The sequence below is a fragment of the Streptomyces sp. NPDC020362 genome (assembly GCF_040642095.1).
In the GTDB taxonomy this organism is placed as follows: domain Bacteria; phylum Actinomycetota; class Actinomycetes; order Streptomycetales; family Streptomycetaceae; genus Streptomyces.
This window is the reverse complement of the sequence record NZ_JBFAET010000019.1, coordinates 22,176-34,781: the sequence shown is the minus strand read 5'-3', so window position 1 is coordinate 34,781 and position 12,606 is coordinate 22,176. Positions and strand designations below refer to the sequence as shown.

Here is a 12,606-nt window from a genome sequence, read left to right as displayed (position 1 = left end):
TGATCGATGACGATGACCGGGCGAGGTCCGGACAGGGGGTCCGGATCCGAGGGAAGGGGTACTCCTTGCGCAGCCTCAGGCTCGTCGGAACCGTTGTCGGCACGACGCTCATGCTGACCGCCGCGGCACCGGTCGCACAGGCGGACGCCAGAACGACCACGAAGGCGTCCGAATCGGACTTAAACGGGGGAAGGTTAGACGACACCGCGCTCGACAACGGCCTGCAGGCCGTTCACGACGCGGGCATGTACGGCATCTACTCCTCCGTACGCGACGGCGCCCAGCGGTGGACCGGCGCAGCCGGCGTCGCCGACGTGGACACCGGGCGTCCGGTCCGGCCGGGCATGCTCCACCGGGTGGGCAGCGTCAGCAAAGCCTTCACCTCCGTCTCCCTCCTCCAGCAGGTGGAACGCGGCCGCGTCCGCCTCGACGCACCCATCGGGGACTACCTCCCCGACCTGGTCCCGGGCGAACGCGGTCGCCAGATCACGGTCCGCATGCTCCTGAACCACACGAGCGGCATCGGCGACTACGTCATCGGCGCCTTCCCTTCCCTCGCCCACAACTCGACGGCCAGCCTCGACGAGGACCGGTTCCGCTCCATCCGTCCCGAGGAACTGGTCCGCATCGGACTGGCGGCACCGGCCACGGGCAAGCCCGGCGAGAAGTGGTCGTACTCCAACACCAACTACGTCATAGCCGGGCTGCTCCTGGAGAAGGTGACCGGCCAGGACGCCGAGACGTACATCACCCGCCAAGTCATCGCCCGGGCCGGCCTGCACCACACCTCGTTCCCGCGCACCCCGTACATCAAGGGCCCGCACGCCCGCATGTACGAATCGTTCTACGGTCTGATCAACCCTCCGCGCGACTACAGCGACTACGACATGTCCTGGGCCTACACCGCGGGCGCGATCGTCTCGACCACCGATGACCTCAACCGCTTCTACCGCGCCCTGCTGGGCGGCAAGCTGATCGGCCCGGCCGCGTTGCAGGAGATGCAGCGCACCGTCCCGGCCGACGGCATGGACTACGGCCTGGGCATCTATGCCATCGACATTCCTGGCTGCGGCCGCTTCTGGGGTCACGACGGCGCAGTTTTCGGCGCCGGCACCCTCGTCTACGCCAGCCCCGACGGCAAGCGCCAGGTCGCCATGGGCTGGAACCTCATGAAGTACGAGCGCCTCAAGCCCGACGGCTCCGGTTTTGAACCGAGCCCGATCGATGACGCGCTCAACCGTCAGGTCGTCCGCGCACTGTGCCCGGAGACCACGCCTGCCCCGCCCTCCGGTTCCCACGCGGTGACGTCGCCGCCCCGGACGGTGCTGCCCGCCGTGGACCTGTCGCCGGGGGTGTGGGCCAGGGGCCTGCGCTGAGACGTCGTCCGCGTGGGTGTGGGCCAGGGCTCCGCGCTGAGACGTCGTCCGCGGGAGTGTGACACCGTCCTGGAACGCGCCTCACCGGGCGAGGGCGTGGATCAGCCTGTGTCGTGCCGTATGCACAGCTGACCGCCCTCGCCCGGGTGGGTTGGGCGTCAAGTGCCGTTCAGGCGGAGGGCGTTGGGAGGGGATCCGGGCGTTGTCTGTCGGGGCCCGGTCGACGCGGTCGATCCCACAGGCGCCACCGGCGTCATGACCGGCCTCCCCGGACTGTCGGTGAGGGCCTGTAGCGTGACCGGAAAAGCAGTGTTTCGCCTCGCGGCCAGGATGTTCGGGAGTACCGCATGGCCAACGACGATGAAGTGTCTCCACCGGCCAGGCATCGGGCCGTCGCCCTGCACGCAAGCGTGGCGTGTGTCTGATGGCCGCTGCTCAGGGCAGGTTCATCCAGCAGATCCGGCTGGCCCCGGGCGTCGACGACGGCCGGTACCCGTTCACCCTTCCCGCTGTGCGGCAACTCGCCCGTTCGGGCGCAATCACGTTGCCGCCGGGCGTCACGTTCCTGGTGGGGGAGAACGGCGCGGGCAAATCGACGCTGATCGAGGCGATCGCGGTGGCCGCGGGGTTCAATCCCGAGGGCGGTAGCCGGAACTTCCGGTTCGCCACCCGCGCCACCGAGTCCGATCTGGGCGACCACCTGATCCTGGCCTGGGGGATCGGGAAGCCTCGCACCGACTTCTTCCTGCGGGCGGAGTCCTACTACAACGTGGCCAGCGAGATCGAAAGGTTGGATGGGGCCGGAGGAGGGCCGCTGCTGCCGGCCTACGGCGGGGTGTCTCCGCACGAGCGCTCCCACGGAGAATCGTTTCTCGATCTGGTCACCCACCGTTTCGGGCCCGGTGGACTGTACCTGCTGGACGAGCCGGAAGCCGCCCTCTCCGTCCAAAGCTGCCTCGCGCTCCTCGCCCGCATGCACGAACTCGCCGCGCAGGGAAGCCAATTCCTCGTGGCCACACACTCGCCGGTACTCCTCGCCCTGCCCGGCGCCACCATCATGGAGATCTCCGAGGAAGGCGGAATGGAGCAGGTCGCATTCGATGACGCCCTGCCCGTGCGCCTCACACGCGAGTTCCTCGGAGCGCCGGGCCGGTTCCTGAAGAACCTCCTGGGGACCGGTGAGACCGACGGCGCTCAGAGCCGTTGGCGCTGAGCGGAGATGGCGCAGCCCTCCTCAGGGTGCCGGGGTTTCACCTCCGCCGGCGCGCCGTGCCCGGGCGCTTCCCAGTGGGCGAAGGCGTAAGCTCGCCCGCTGCCATGCCCGCGGTGCGCTTGTCCGCGGTGCGCTTGCCCGCGGTGGGCTTGCCCGTGGTGCGCTTGCCCGCGGTGGGCTTGCCCGCGGTGCGCTTGCCGATGGTGCGCCCACCTGCGGTGGGCAGCCCTGCGGTGGGCACGCCTGCGGTGCTGCGACCATGGCCCGCGCCTCCTCGTGGCCACCGTCCTCGGGACCGCCGACGCCGCAGCGCCCAGCGCCGACGCCGCAGTACCACGTAGGCCGGTCGCGCCGAACCATCCTTGTGATGCGTCCATCGGACGCATAAAGTGCGTCCAGTGGACGCGTCACCGCGCGACGCCACCCCGGCGAACGGGGCGACCGCGATGCCATGCTCCACGCCCTACGCCCCGCCCTTTCATGAACGGTGAGCCCGCACATGGCCCAGCGCAGCACCAGCCGCAACGAGCCGCCCGACGAGCAGGGCCCCGTCGTCGGCTCGGCCGCCTGGTGGAGCGGACGCCATGCCGCCCGGGCCCGCCGGCGCTCCCGCCCCGGCGGTCTCACCCTCGGCCAGATCATGGATGCGTCGCTCCGGATCGCCGACGAGCAGGGCCTGGACGCGCTGACGATGCGAGCCGTGGCCGAGCGGATGCAGTTGCGGCACACCTCGCTGTACCGGCACGTCCCGAGCCGTGAGGCACTGCTGGTGGAACTCGTCGACCACATGCTGGGGGAGATCTCCCTGCCCGCGCCGGGACCGGACTGGCGCACCGGAACCGAGGCCGGGGCGCGGGAGTACCGCCGTGTCCTGCTGGCGCACCGCGCACTGGTGCCCCTGCTGACCAGGGGGCAGCTGCTCGGACCCAACGCCCTGCGCGCCCGCGAACAGGGCCTGAGGCTGTTGACCGAGGCGGGCTGGCCCGCAGAGAGCTCGGTACGGATCTATCTGACGGTCACGCACTACGTGGTCGGCGCCGTACTCCTCGACACCGGGGGAGCAGCGCGCACACCGGGCGAACGCGCGGCGATGACCAGCCTGTTCGCCTCGCTGCCGCCCCAAACGCATCCGCTGGTCACCACCCACTCGGCGTTGCTCAACGGCCTCGACGGCGATGCGGAGTTCGACTTCGGTCTGTGCTGCCTGCTGGACGGCATCGCCGGAACCCGGGAGAGCCGCTGATGGCCAGGCCCGTCATGCCCAGCAGTGCTCACTGGGCCGCAGGGGGCAGCAGGATCACCGTTCACGGGCGCACGGGCCGGCACACGCTGTTCGTCCGCCAGGACGGTCCCACCGCCGGCCCGCCGGTGACCCTCGTGCACGGTTTCCCCACCTCCTCCCACGACTGGTCCCTGATCGTGCCCGGGCTGGCGGCGCGAGGGCACCGGGTCACCACCCTCGACCTGCTCGGCTTCGGGCACAGCGACAAACCGCGACGGCACACCTACTCGGTGCTGGAACAGGCCGACCTGGTGGAGGACGTCTGGCGCAGCCTCGGCATCGGCGACACGGCGCTGGTCGCCCACGACTACGGCGTCAGCGTGGCCCAGGAACTGCTCGCCCGCAGCCCCGACCGGATCACCCGCATGGCCTGGCTGAACGGCGGCCTCTACCCGGACCTGCACCGGCCGGTCCGCGTGCAGCGGCTGCTCCACGGTCCTCTCGGCCCGCTTCTCGCCCGTGCCGTCACCGAACGCGGTTTCCGCACCACGATGCGCCAGGTGCTGGGCAGGTCCGTGCCGGGCGACGACCTGCACGCCATGTGGGAGAGCATCCGCCGTGACCAGGGCCATCTGCTGGCTCCGCTGCTGTTGCGCTACATCGACGAGCGGCGCACGTACCAGGCGCGCTGGATCCCGGCGCTGGAGGGCTACAGCGGTCCCACCCTGTTCCTCTGGGGGCCCGCCGACCCGATCAGCGGCGCCCACGTGCTGGCCCGCATCCGGCAGCGCATGCCCTCCGCGACCGTGAAGGAACTCGTCGGCGCGCCCGCCGTCGGCCACTACCCCCAGGTAGAGGATCCGGACGAGGTCGCCGCACACCTCGTCCGCTTCCTCGGCACCCGCTGATCCGGCTGTCCCGTCTTTACCGGAGGGCCGAAGGAATCCGCTGGTCAGGGCCTACCCGCAGCCGACGAAGACCGTTTCCGGGGGTGAACTCGACCGCTTCCCGCAGCCCAGGTGGGGCGCCGAGGACTGGTCACCGCCGGTGTGCACCAGCGTTGCCGGTCGTGAGAGGACCCATCGCCGGGCATCCTGGGAAGTGACGTAGCCCAGCCGGACGTCCCAGCAGCAGTCGCGGAGGGTGAGGGAGACCGTGGACAGGGGTGGTACAGCGAGATGCCAGAAGGCTCTCGCCGGTACGCCCAGAGCATGAATGAGTGCGGCCCGGACGACGGCCGCTTCGGTGACGGCCACCGTGTGACCCGTGTCGGGTGCCGCGCTGCTCAGCCAGTCCGCTGTTCGGCGGCAGAGCCGGCGCACGGACTCACCTTCGTGCGGCGCGGCATCCGGGTCTTTCAGCCAGGCGGTGAACCCGTGGGGGTCGGTCGCGGCGACCTCGTCCACGGTGCGACCGCACCATGTGCCGAGGTCGAGGTTGCGCAGCTCGGGCTCGACCACTGCCGCCAGGCCGAAGGCGTCAGCGGTCTGGGAGCAGCGGATCGAGGGCGCCCGGACGGCCACCTGGTGGGGAGGGAGCGCCGCTCGCGCGGCGACTGCCCTGCGCAGGCTGAGCTCACCGAGGGGGACGTCACCGAGGAGCCGATCCAGGGTGGCGTCACCGCCGGGCGCACACAGGAACGTCACACGGATCGTCATGAGACCGACCTCCTTCTCGGCCCGGCATGCCTCCGGATGCTGCGAGACCACACAACGGGCACTTGATCAGTTGGGCTGGTGCGGTGGCGGCGTGCAGGAGGTACTCCGGCGGTCCGCGTCGAAGGGTCTGGGGCCGGAGCCACGAACGCGCCAGGGGCCTTCGGGCCGCGCGCCCATCGACACCGGGTGACCGCCCTGTCGCAGACGGCCATCAGGCGGAGCGGCGGGGTCCAGTCAGCGGACGAGGCGGCCGACGCCATGTCGTGGCTCATGCGGTCCAGGGTCGGTGAAAGACCCCCGCTGGAGTATCCGTCACGTGTCCGGAACCACCCCGCCGACTGACCGGCGCGGCCCCGCCACCCGGCCGAACCCGGCACCTGTCACCGGTTGCGCGTCGCCGTGCGGTACCCCTCGGACGGGGGGCCGGCGACCGGCGGCCGGCGGCAAGCGCCCGGCAGGACATGCCCGACGCGTTGCACCGGTGCCGGTGCGGCCGTCCCACCGCCCGCACCGGCACCCGGGCCTCCGCCCGGTGATGCTCAGTGCTCCTCGCTGCAGCAGCCGTGCCGGGGGTCGACCGTCTCCATACGGCAGAAGCAGGACGCCTCGATCGGTACGTCCGCCAACGCCGCGGCGATCTTCAGCTGCTGGGCCACGATCCGTGCCTCTCCCTCCTTGCCGAGCCGTACGAGGCACTCGTGAAGGCCGTGCAGGGCCCAGACGTTGCCCGGGTGCTGCAGCGGGCGCGGCAGCGTGTCGTCGAGTCCGAGGTCGGCGCGGTAGACGGCCTCGGCCTCCGCGACCAGGCCCTGCTCGAGGAGCAGTGCGCCGTATGCGTGCCGGGTGGGCTGCATCCACCCCCACGGCTCGTCGTACGGGAGACCGTCGTCCAGCTCGATCGACCGACGCAGCGCCGCGAACGCCGCGTCGTACTTCCCCCTGCGGTAGTCCAGCTCTCCGTCCAGCATCTGTGCGGCGATCGCCAGGATGTCCGCGCAGGTGTTGTTGAACAGCATCCTCGTCTGCGGGACCCGGGCGAGCGCGTCGCGGAAGAGCTCACGTTCCCTGTCGGCCAGGTCGATGCGGCCTGTGGCCGAGAGCGCGACTCCGCGCGCGTACCGCAGCATTGCCGTGGTCACGCAGTAGAGCTGCGCGTCGGCGGGCATCGGAAGGCTCAGGATCTCGTCCCAGCGGCCGAAGCGGATGAGCACATGCACCCGCATGGCGAGGAAGCCCTCCAGCCAGTCCGCCATGGGCGGGCTGTCCACGCGCAACAGGTCCTCGGGCACGGCCGCTTCGAGCCGGGCCGCGGTTTCGATCGCGTCCTGGAAACGGCCGAGGAACATCGCTCCGTAGATCTTGAAGTGGTAGTTGTGGCACCGGTACAGGGTGTAGAAGTTCATCGCCCCGGCCCTGGCGTGGAACTTCTCGTCGGCTGCGATCGCCCCGGAGTTGTCGGAGACCACCCGCCGGTAGTCGCCGCAGAGCACTTCCAGGTGTGACGGCATGTGCTGGAGATGGCCCGCGTCCGGCACCAGGCCGCGCAGCCGGTCACCCACCGGCAGGGCGGCCTCGGGAGTCGGGGACATCTCCATCAGGTGGATGTACATGTGCAGCAGGCCCGGGTGCTTCGTGCCCGCCTCCGTGGCGAGCGCCCGATCGAGTACCGCCCTGGCCTCGACGGTGCGCGAGCCCGGGGCAGGACTGCCCGTGCGGATGTCCCACAGCTGCCAGGGGGTGAGGTTCATCAGGGCGTCGGCGTACAGAGTGGCCACGTCGAGGTCGTCGGCAGCCAGCCGGTGGACGGCCTGCATGCTGTCGGCGTAGGCGCTGCTCCATACGGAACAGTCCGCGACGTCCGGGGCCTGGGCCTGTGGATAGCGGGCACGCAGCGCACCGATGAGGGCCTGTTCGACCGGGGTGGCGCCGGCGGCCTTCGCGTGCGCGCGCTGCACGGCGGCATGCGCGCGTTCCACCGTACGGCCCAGGTCCTGCTCGTCGAAGAACTCCCAGGGCTTGTTGTAGTTGGGGCCGAGTGCGTAGGCCAGGCCCCAGTCGGCCATGGCACAGTCCGGATCCGCCACGGCGGCGGCCTCGAAACAGCGGACGGCCTCCTCGTGGTTGAAGGCGTACGTCCAGTTCAGCCCGCGGTCGAACCATGTCTGCGCCTCGGAGGACGACGTCGTCACGCGTCGGCCGTGGCTGCCGAGGTCGTAGTAGTCCACACGAACTCCTCAAGGCTGACGGCCAACCGCCCCGGATACCGGGATGCACGACGGCGGCCGGTGCACCGACCCTAGCGAAGAGCGGCTGGGATACCGCTTATTCCTGTCATTCGTGCAGGAACACGCCCAGATGGAAGGAATGGGGTCGATGACGGTGCGTGTGACTCCGAAGTCCGACCGAGCAACGGCCGACGAGACCACGGCACCCGCAATCCGACGCAGAGCGCGACCCGCCGCAGACCGCAACCTGCAGCAGGCCGCGCCCCAGGGGCGTCAGGTCAGGCCGCGGCTCGGAGTCTTGCAACGGCCTTGGCCAATGTCTCGTCCAGCATCGTACAAACCGGAGTGGTAAGGCAGGTCCGTTGCTCGGGCCCCAAACGCCTGCGCATGCTGACCGGAGCCGTCCGGCGCCCTGCCCTCACCGACTTCAACGACTTCGGAACATCGATCGAGGTGGGGAGTTGGAGAACAGAGCGCGGCGCGGGGGCGTTCAGGCGCAGATTCGATCTTGAGCACATCGTCCGGATGATCAAGCAGACGTTGGGTTGGGTTTGCCCGAAGTTCCGCACGCCCGCAGCGGCAGACCTGTGGACATGGCTGGTTGTCTCCGCCCACACCCAACTTCGCCTCGCCCGGCCGCCGGCCGCGGATCTCCGCCGTCCTTGGGAGAAGCCGGCCGAGCCCGGCCGGCTCACCCCCGCCCGAGTTCGCCGGGGGTTCAGAAATCTCCGCCCGAACCTGCCCTGTCCGGCCCGTGCGCCGAAACCCAACAGGCCCGGCCCGGGCAAGCCACGCGGCTCGAAGAACCGACGACCGGCCATCCGCTACGACGTGGGCAAAGGGGCCAGGCGGCCCGAGGCCATCGCCGAACGTGACCGGGTCAGGACGCCGGCGAACAGGTCCAAGCCGATATCGCCCGCCTGCGGGAACTCACCGCAAACGGCGACTACGCCTACGGCATCGACATCGCCTGCTTCATGGCCGACCTGCCACTACCCCAGGCATCCGCCGCCCAGTGGATCGACGGAGAACCGGCCACCCGCCGGCGATGCCGCGTCCCGGTCACCGACCGCCAGCAACTGCGGCGCTGAGCCGGCTCGCTCATCGCAGGATGAGCAGCCGATGCCCCGTGTCCGTGAGCGCAGATCGCCGGAATCCCAGCGCCACGGCGACACCGCAGTGGGCGGCCATTGCGTGCACGGCGGTGGCAGCCAGGTCGCGGGTGAAGTCGTTGACGATCCGGGGGCCCGAGACCCTCGGCCACTGCCGCTTTCACCTGATCGGACCGAGATGGGGCGCCTGAGGTGGCTCCGTCCCTCGACCACCTAGCTTGTTTACGGATACCGAGAGTGACTATCAGTTACGTCACGTCACCGAACATGATCAAGTGGAAGACAGTAAACGGCACAGAAAGGAGTCTGCCATGGCCGAACGCTGGTCCCCGAACAAGCCATACGACGAGGGGGCTCGAGTCCAATACGACGGAAGCATCTACGTCGCCCAGGAACCCATCCCGCCTGGTCTGGCGCCCGGCACCGACGACGTGTGGCAAGAAATCGAAGCCGACAGCTGACGGCAAAATCATTCACCCTCGGCCTTCGTGCTGGTCAAGTGCCTCTGTGACGGAGCGCAGGATCAGACGAAGGCCGTTTTCACGTCCTGGGATCCTCGAACGAGCGATCACGTTCGGGGCATCGTTCGAAATCAGACCATAAAGAATCAGCTCAGCCGCGACAGCCCGCGCACCCTGCGCGAGTGTCGAGACGCAGGGCGCACACACGGGGAGCTTTGAGGGCCGGCTCCGTGACCGGCCGCGCACACCCCGGCGGAACGTGGCCGGGGTTTCGCCAGTAGCGCTGACGTCGCAGGCCGGCGCCTTGTGGGCCGGCGCCCTTCGCTTCAGGCCAAGCCGGAGGTACCCCGACCGGCGGCCGGTGAGGGTCAGGTCCAGCCGGGCACTGGCGGGAGTGGCCACGTCGGTGGGGTCGGCAGCCGACGGTCCGACAGGCGGTGCGTGGCCGGACCGCGGCCGGTGAGCCAGGCGAGGAGCGCGTGGCCGGCGCCGGTGACGGTGGGGCCGGTCGGGGCGAGGGTCCAGGTGCGGGCCAGGTCGGTGGCTTCGATGCGCGCAAGGGGGAAGCCGCGTGCGGCCAGGGCGGCGATGGATTCGTCGAGTGCCCAGGTGACGTAGTCAGCAGGCCAGTGGGTGGTGGCGTAACCGAGGTTCAGGTCGACGTGGTGGGTTTCGAGTTCCCGCCGGGCGCGGTGGAGGGTGTACCAAGCGGGGTGTCGCCATCCGGCGAGGGCGCTGACCAGGGTGGGCCAGCGTTCGGTGGGCATGGCTGTGGCCGCGTCGAGCATCCGGTCCAGACTGTGGCTCAGGTCCGTGACGAGGTCGGCGGCGTCCCGCTGGGCACCGTCGCGCAGCCCCCGGTCCAGGGTGGCGGCGTCGGCCCGCGGTCCGGGCTCGGTGCCTGTGCGGGCCAGGGTCAACAGCCATCGGTAGGCGTCGGCGCTGCGGGCGAGATGAGTGATGACGTGGCCGCGGCTCCAGCCCGGAAGCGCCGATGGTTCGCGGGCGTTCAGGTCGGTCAGCGCATCGAGGGCGGCGCCGAGGCGCGCGGCGGAGCCGCTCACGTCATCGAGGAGAAGGGCGATGTCGGCGCGGTCGAGGTCGGCGGTGTCGGTCACGGGTCCCTACTCTACGGTCGGCCGGTGAGCAGGCGGCCGGCGGCCAAGAGGCCCTCGGTGCAGGCTCGTTCGCTGTCGCTGTCGCTGTCGCTGTCGCTGTCGCTGTCGCTGTCGCTGACGAAGACGAAGACGAGGGCGAGGGCGAGGGCGAGGGCGAGGGCGAGGGCGAGGGCGAATTGAGCGAGGGTGTGACGGCGCGGGAGGTGCGGCAACGGCTGGTGCTGTGGAGGCCGGCAGCTCGGGGGTGAGGATTTGGCGAGCGTGGTGAGGCGGGCGGCCGTGCTCCGGGCGGTTCTCGGAACACTGCAGGGCACCTGGGCCGCCCGGTGCCGGTGCCGGTGCCGGTGCCAACGGGACGGCCGGGCAGCCCCTGTGTCAGGGGTGTCCGGCCGTCCCGTTCGTCGAGTGCGGTGTGCCCCGGGCCCTCAGCGCCCGGCGGACTCCTCGGGGCGCGCGTGGCGCGGCAGGAGGAACGCGAGCAGGAACGTCAGGACGAGCATGCCCTCGACGATCCACAGCATCATCTTCATGACGGAGCCGAAGCCGCTCTTGAAGGCGGACGACGCGGTGGACTGCAGCGCGGTGGGTATCCGGGCACCGGCCTGAGGGTCGGTCACGGCGGACCTGGTGTCCTTCTCCAGATGCGTGCAGGACGCCGGGGTCGCGGCAGGATCCTTGGCGACCGCGCGGTCCGAGGCGCAGCTGCGCAGATCCGCCACGACCCGCTTCTGATCGGCGGGCGCCACGTGCGCGGCGGTCAACTGCCTGCGCAGGCCGTCCGAGTGGTGGTCGACGGCGCCGGCGATCCCCCCGCCCAACAGGCCGAAGAACACGGTGCCGAGGATGGCCACACCGAAGGCGCCGCCGAGCTGCTGCATCGCGGTCATCGTGCCGGAGGCCGAGCCCGTCTCGTGCTGCTCGACACTGGCGAGGACGATGTCGAAGAACGGTGCCATGAGCAGGCCCATCCCGATGCCGGTGACGAGCAGCGACGGCACGAGCTGCCAGGGGCCGACGCCGTCCCCGGCCATGTCGAGGGTCAGCCACACGCAGAACACACCGACCGCCATGACCAGCGCGCCCGCCTGGAGCACGGCCCGTCCGAACCGTGCGACACCCTGGGCGGCCCCGAAGCCGACGATCATGCCGCCCGACCAGGGCACCATCACCAGTCCTGCCTTCAGCGGCGAATAGCCGAGGCCGATCTGGGTGTAGAGATTGAAGACCAGCATGAAGCCCTGCATGGTCGAGAAGAAGACCAGCCCGAGGACCATGCCACCGCTGAATCCACGCTTGCGGAAGAGGCTGGGGACGACCAACGGGTCCCGGCCGGCCTTGTTGACGCGCGACTCGTACATGCCGAAGGCGACGAAGACGGCCACCGAGGCAGCCATCATCACGAACGTCCAGACGGGCCAGTCGTACTCACGGCCCTGCACCAGCGGGAAGATGATGAGCAGCGCGGCCAGCGAGACCAGGAGCATGCCCGGGATGTCCAGGCGCGGCTTGCTGCCGGACAGACCCCTCGGCAGGAAGCGCACGGCACCGACGAGGGCCGCGGCACCCAGAGGCAGGTTGATCAGGAAGATCATCCGCCATCCGGTGCCGAAGTAGTCGGCGTCCACGAGCCAGCCCGCCAGGATCGGCCCGCACACCGCGGACAGCCCCATGACCGGGCCGAACATGCCGAAGGCCTTCTGCGACTCCTTCGGCGGGAACATCTCCTTGATCATGCCGAGGCCCTGCGGCAGCATCACCGCGCCGAACAGTCCCTGTACGACGCGCGCGGCGATCAGCATCTCGGGCGACACGGACATCGCGCACAGCAGTGACCCCAGGGTGAAGCCGACGGCCCCGACCAGGAACATCCGGCGGCGCCCGTGAATGTCCCCGAGCCGCCCTCCGGTGACCAGCCCGACGGCCATCGACAGGGTGTACGCGGCGGCGAGCCACTGCAGTGTGGAGGCGCCGCCGCCGAGGTCGGCCCGCATGGAGGGGCCGGCGATGTTCGTGACCACAGCATCGAGGAGATCCATCACCTCGGCCGCGAGGATCACGAAGAGCGCAGCCCAGCGCCATCTGTAGGGCGCCGGCGAGTCGGTGAGCGTCTCGGCGGACGCGACACCGGTGGTGGACATGGGAACTCCTCGTACAGAGATGCGCCGCGGGGACGATCCGCGGGCGCGGTGGGACGGACGGATGTGCCTGCCCGGCTCGGTGG

General features: G+C 70.3%; 11 protein-coding genes and 1 pseudogene. 6 read left to right on the top strand and 6 right to left on the bottom strand.

Annotated features, from left to right (window positions below; all coding sequences use genetic code 11):
• Positions 1–65 precede the first annotated feature (65 nt).
• Both AB0H32_RS10930 and AB0H32_RS10925 read left to right on the top strand, forming a co-directional pair.
• Positions 66–1,376, top strand: a complete 1,311-nt coding sequence (locus AB0H32_RS10930; RefSeq protein WP_361117609.1) for a serine hydrolase domain-containing protein — start codon at positions 66–68, stop codon at positions 1,374–1,376.
• A gap of 511 nt (positions 1,377–1,887) precedes the next feature.
• Positions 1,888–2,589 (top strand): AAA family ATPase, encoded by a 702-nt coding sequence (locus tag AB0H32_RS10925; protein WP_361117606.1) that lies wholly within the window; start codon positions 1,888–1,890, stop codon positions 2,587–2,589.
• A 37-nt stretch (positions 2,590–2,626) separates the two neighbouring features.
• Here AB0H32_RS10925 and AB0H32_RS10920 read toward each other — a convergent pair whose 3' ends face one another.
• Positions 2,627–2,830, bottom strand: coding sequence for a hypothetical protein (locus AB0H32_RS10920; protein WP_361117604.1), 204 nt, complete (start codon positions 2,828–2,830; stop codon positions 2,627–2,629).
• 258 nt (positions 2,831–3,088) lie between these two features.
• On the opposite strand from AB0H32_RS10920, the gene AB0H32_RS10915 reads away from it, so the two are divergent.
• Positions 3,089–3,832 (top strand): TetR/AcrR family transcriptional regulator, encoded by a 744-nt coding sequence (locus AB0H32_RS10915; RefSeq protein WP_361117601.1) that lies wholly within the window; start codon positions 3,089–3,091, stop codon positions 3,830–3,832.
• Complete coding sequence (locus AB0H32_RS10910) at positions 3,832–4,719, top strand: alpha/beta hydrolase (protein WP_361117598.1); 888 nt, start codon at positions 3,832–3,834, stop codon at positions 4,717–4,719. The genes AB0H32_RS10915 and AB0H32_RS10910 overlap by 1 nt, the downstream gene beginning before the upstream one ends.
• 51 nt (positions 4,720–4,770) lie before the next feature.
• On the opposite strand, the gene AB0H32_RS10905 is transcribed toward AB0H32_RS10910, so the two are convergent.
• On the bottom strand, positions 4,771–5,469 hold the full coding sequence (locus tag AB0H32_RS10905) for a histidine phosphatase family protein (protein WP_361117595.1): 699 nt from the start codon (positions 5,467–5,469) through the stop codon (positions 4,771–4,773).
• A gap of 539 nt (positions 5,470–6,008) precedes the next feature.
• Positions 6,009–7,694 carry a hypothetical protein gene (locus AB0H32_RS10900; protein WP_361117592.1) on the bottom strand — a complete coding sequence of 562 codons (1,686 nt, stop codon included), beginning with the start codon at positions 7,692–7,694 and terminating at the stop codon, positions 6,009–6,011.
• Positions 7,695–8,180: 486 nt separating this feature from the next.
• Between AB0H32_RS10900 and AB0H32_RS10895 the strand changes: the two are divergent.
• Both AB0H32_RS10895 and AB0H32_RS10890 read left to right on the top strand, forming a co-directional pair.
• Positions 8,181–8,528, top strand: a pseudogene (locus AB0H32_RS10895) (transposase); the annotation flags it as partial.
• Between the two features lie 589 nt (positions 8,529–9,117).
• On the top strand, positions 9,118–9,267 hold the full coding sequence (locus AB0H32_RS10890; RefSeq protein WP_361117590.1) for a hypothetical protein: 150 nt from the start codon (positions 9,118–9,120) through the stop codon (positions 9,265–9,267).
• Positions 9,268–9,635: 368 nt separating this feature from the next.
• On the opposite strand, the gene AB0H32_RS10885 is transcribed toward AB0H32_RS10890, so the two are convergent.
• The 3 genes from AB0H32_RS10885 to AB0H32_RS10875 form a co-directional block, all read right to left on the bottom strand.
• Entirely contained in the window at positions 9,636–10,385 is a 750-nt protein-coding gene (locus AB0H32_RS10885) for a maleylpyruvate isomerase family mycothiol-dependent enzyme (protein WP_361117587.1), read from the bottom strand.
• Between the two features lie 11 nt (positions 10,386–10,396).
• Positions 10,397–10,597 carry a hypothetical protein gene (locus AB0H32_RS10880; protein ID WP_361117584.1) on the bottom strand — a complete coding sequence of 67 codons (201 nt, stop codon included), beginning with the start codon at positions 10,595–10,597 and terminating at the stop codon, positions 10,397–10,399.
• 213 nt (positions 10,598–10,810) lie between these two features.
• Positions 10,811–12,523, bottom strand: coding sequence for an MFS transporter (locus AB0H32_RS10875; protein ID WP_361117581.1), 1,713 nt, complete (start codon positions 12,521–12,523; stop codon positions 10,811–10,813).
• Between the last annotated feature and the right edge of the window lie 83 nt (positions 12,524–12,606).

What these genes read in the sequence shown, in the direction of transcription:
- AB0H32_RS10905 (WP_361117595.1), bottom strand. Translation starts at nt 5,469, where the DNA reads ATGACGATCCGTGTGACGTTCCTGTGTGCGCCCGGCGGTGACGCCACC.
- AB0H32_RS10875 (WP_361117581.1), bottom strand. Translation starts at nt 12,523, where the DNA reads ATGTCCACCACCGGTGTCGCGTCCGCCGAGACGCTCACCGACTCGCCG.
- AB0H32_RS10890 (WP_361117590.1), top strand. Translation starts at nt 9,118, where the DNA reads ATGGCCGAACGCTGGTCCCCGAACAAGCCATACGACGAGGGGGCTCGA.
- AB0H32_RS10910 (WP_361117598.1), top strand. Translation starts at nt 3,832, where the DNA reads ATGGCCAGGCCCGTCATGCCCAGCAGTGCTCACTGGGCCGCAGGGGGC.
- AB0H32_RS10915 (WP_361117601.1), top strand. Translation starts at nt 3,089, where the DNA reads ATGGCCCAGCGCAGCACCAGCCGCAACGAGCCGCCCGACGAGCAGGGC.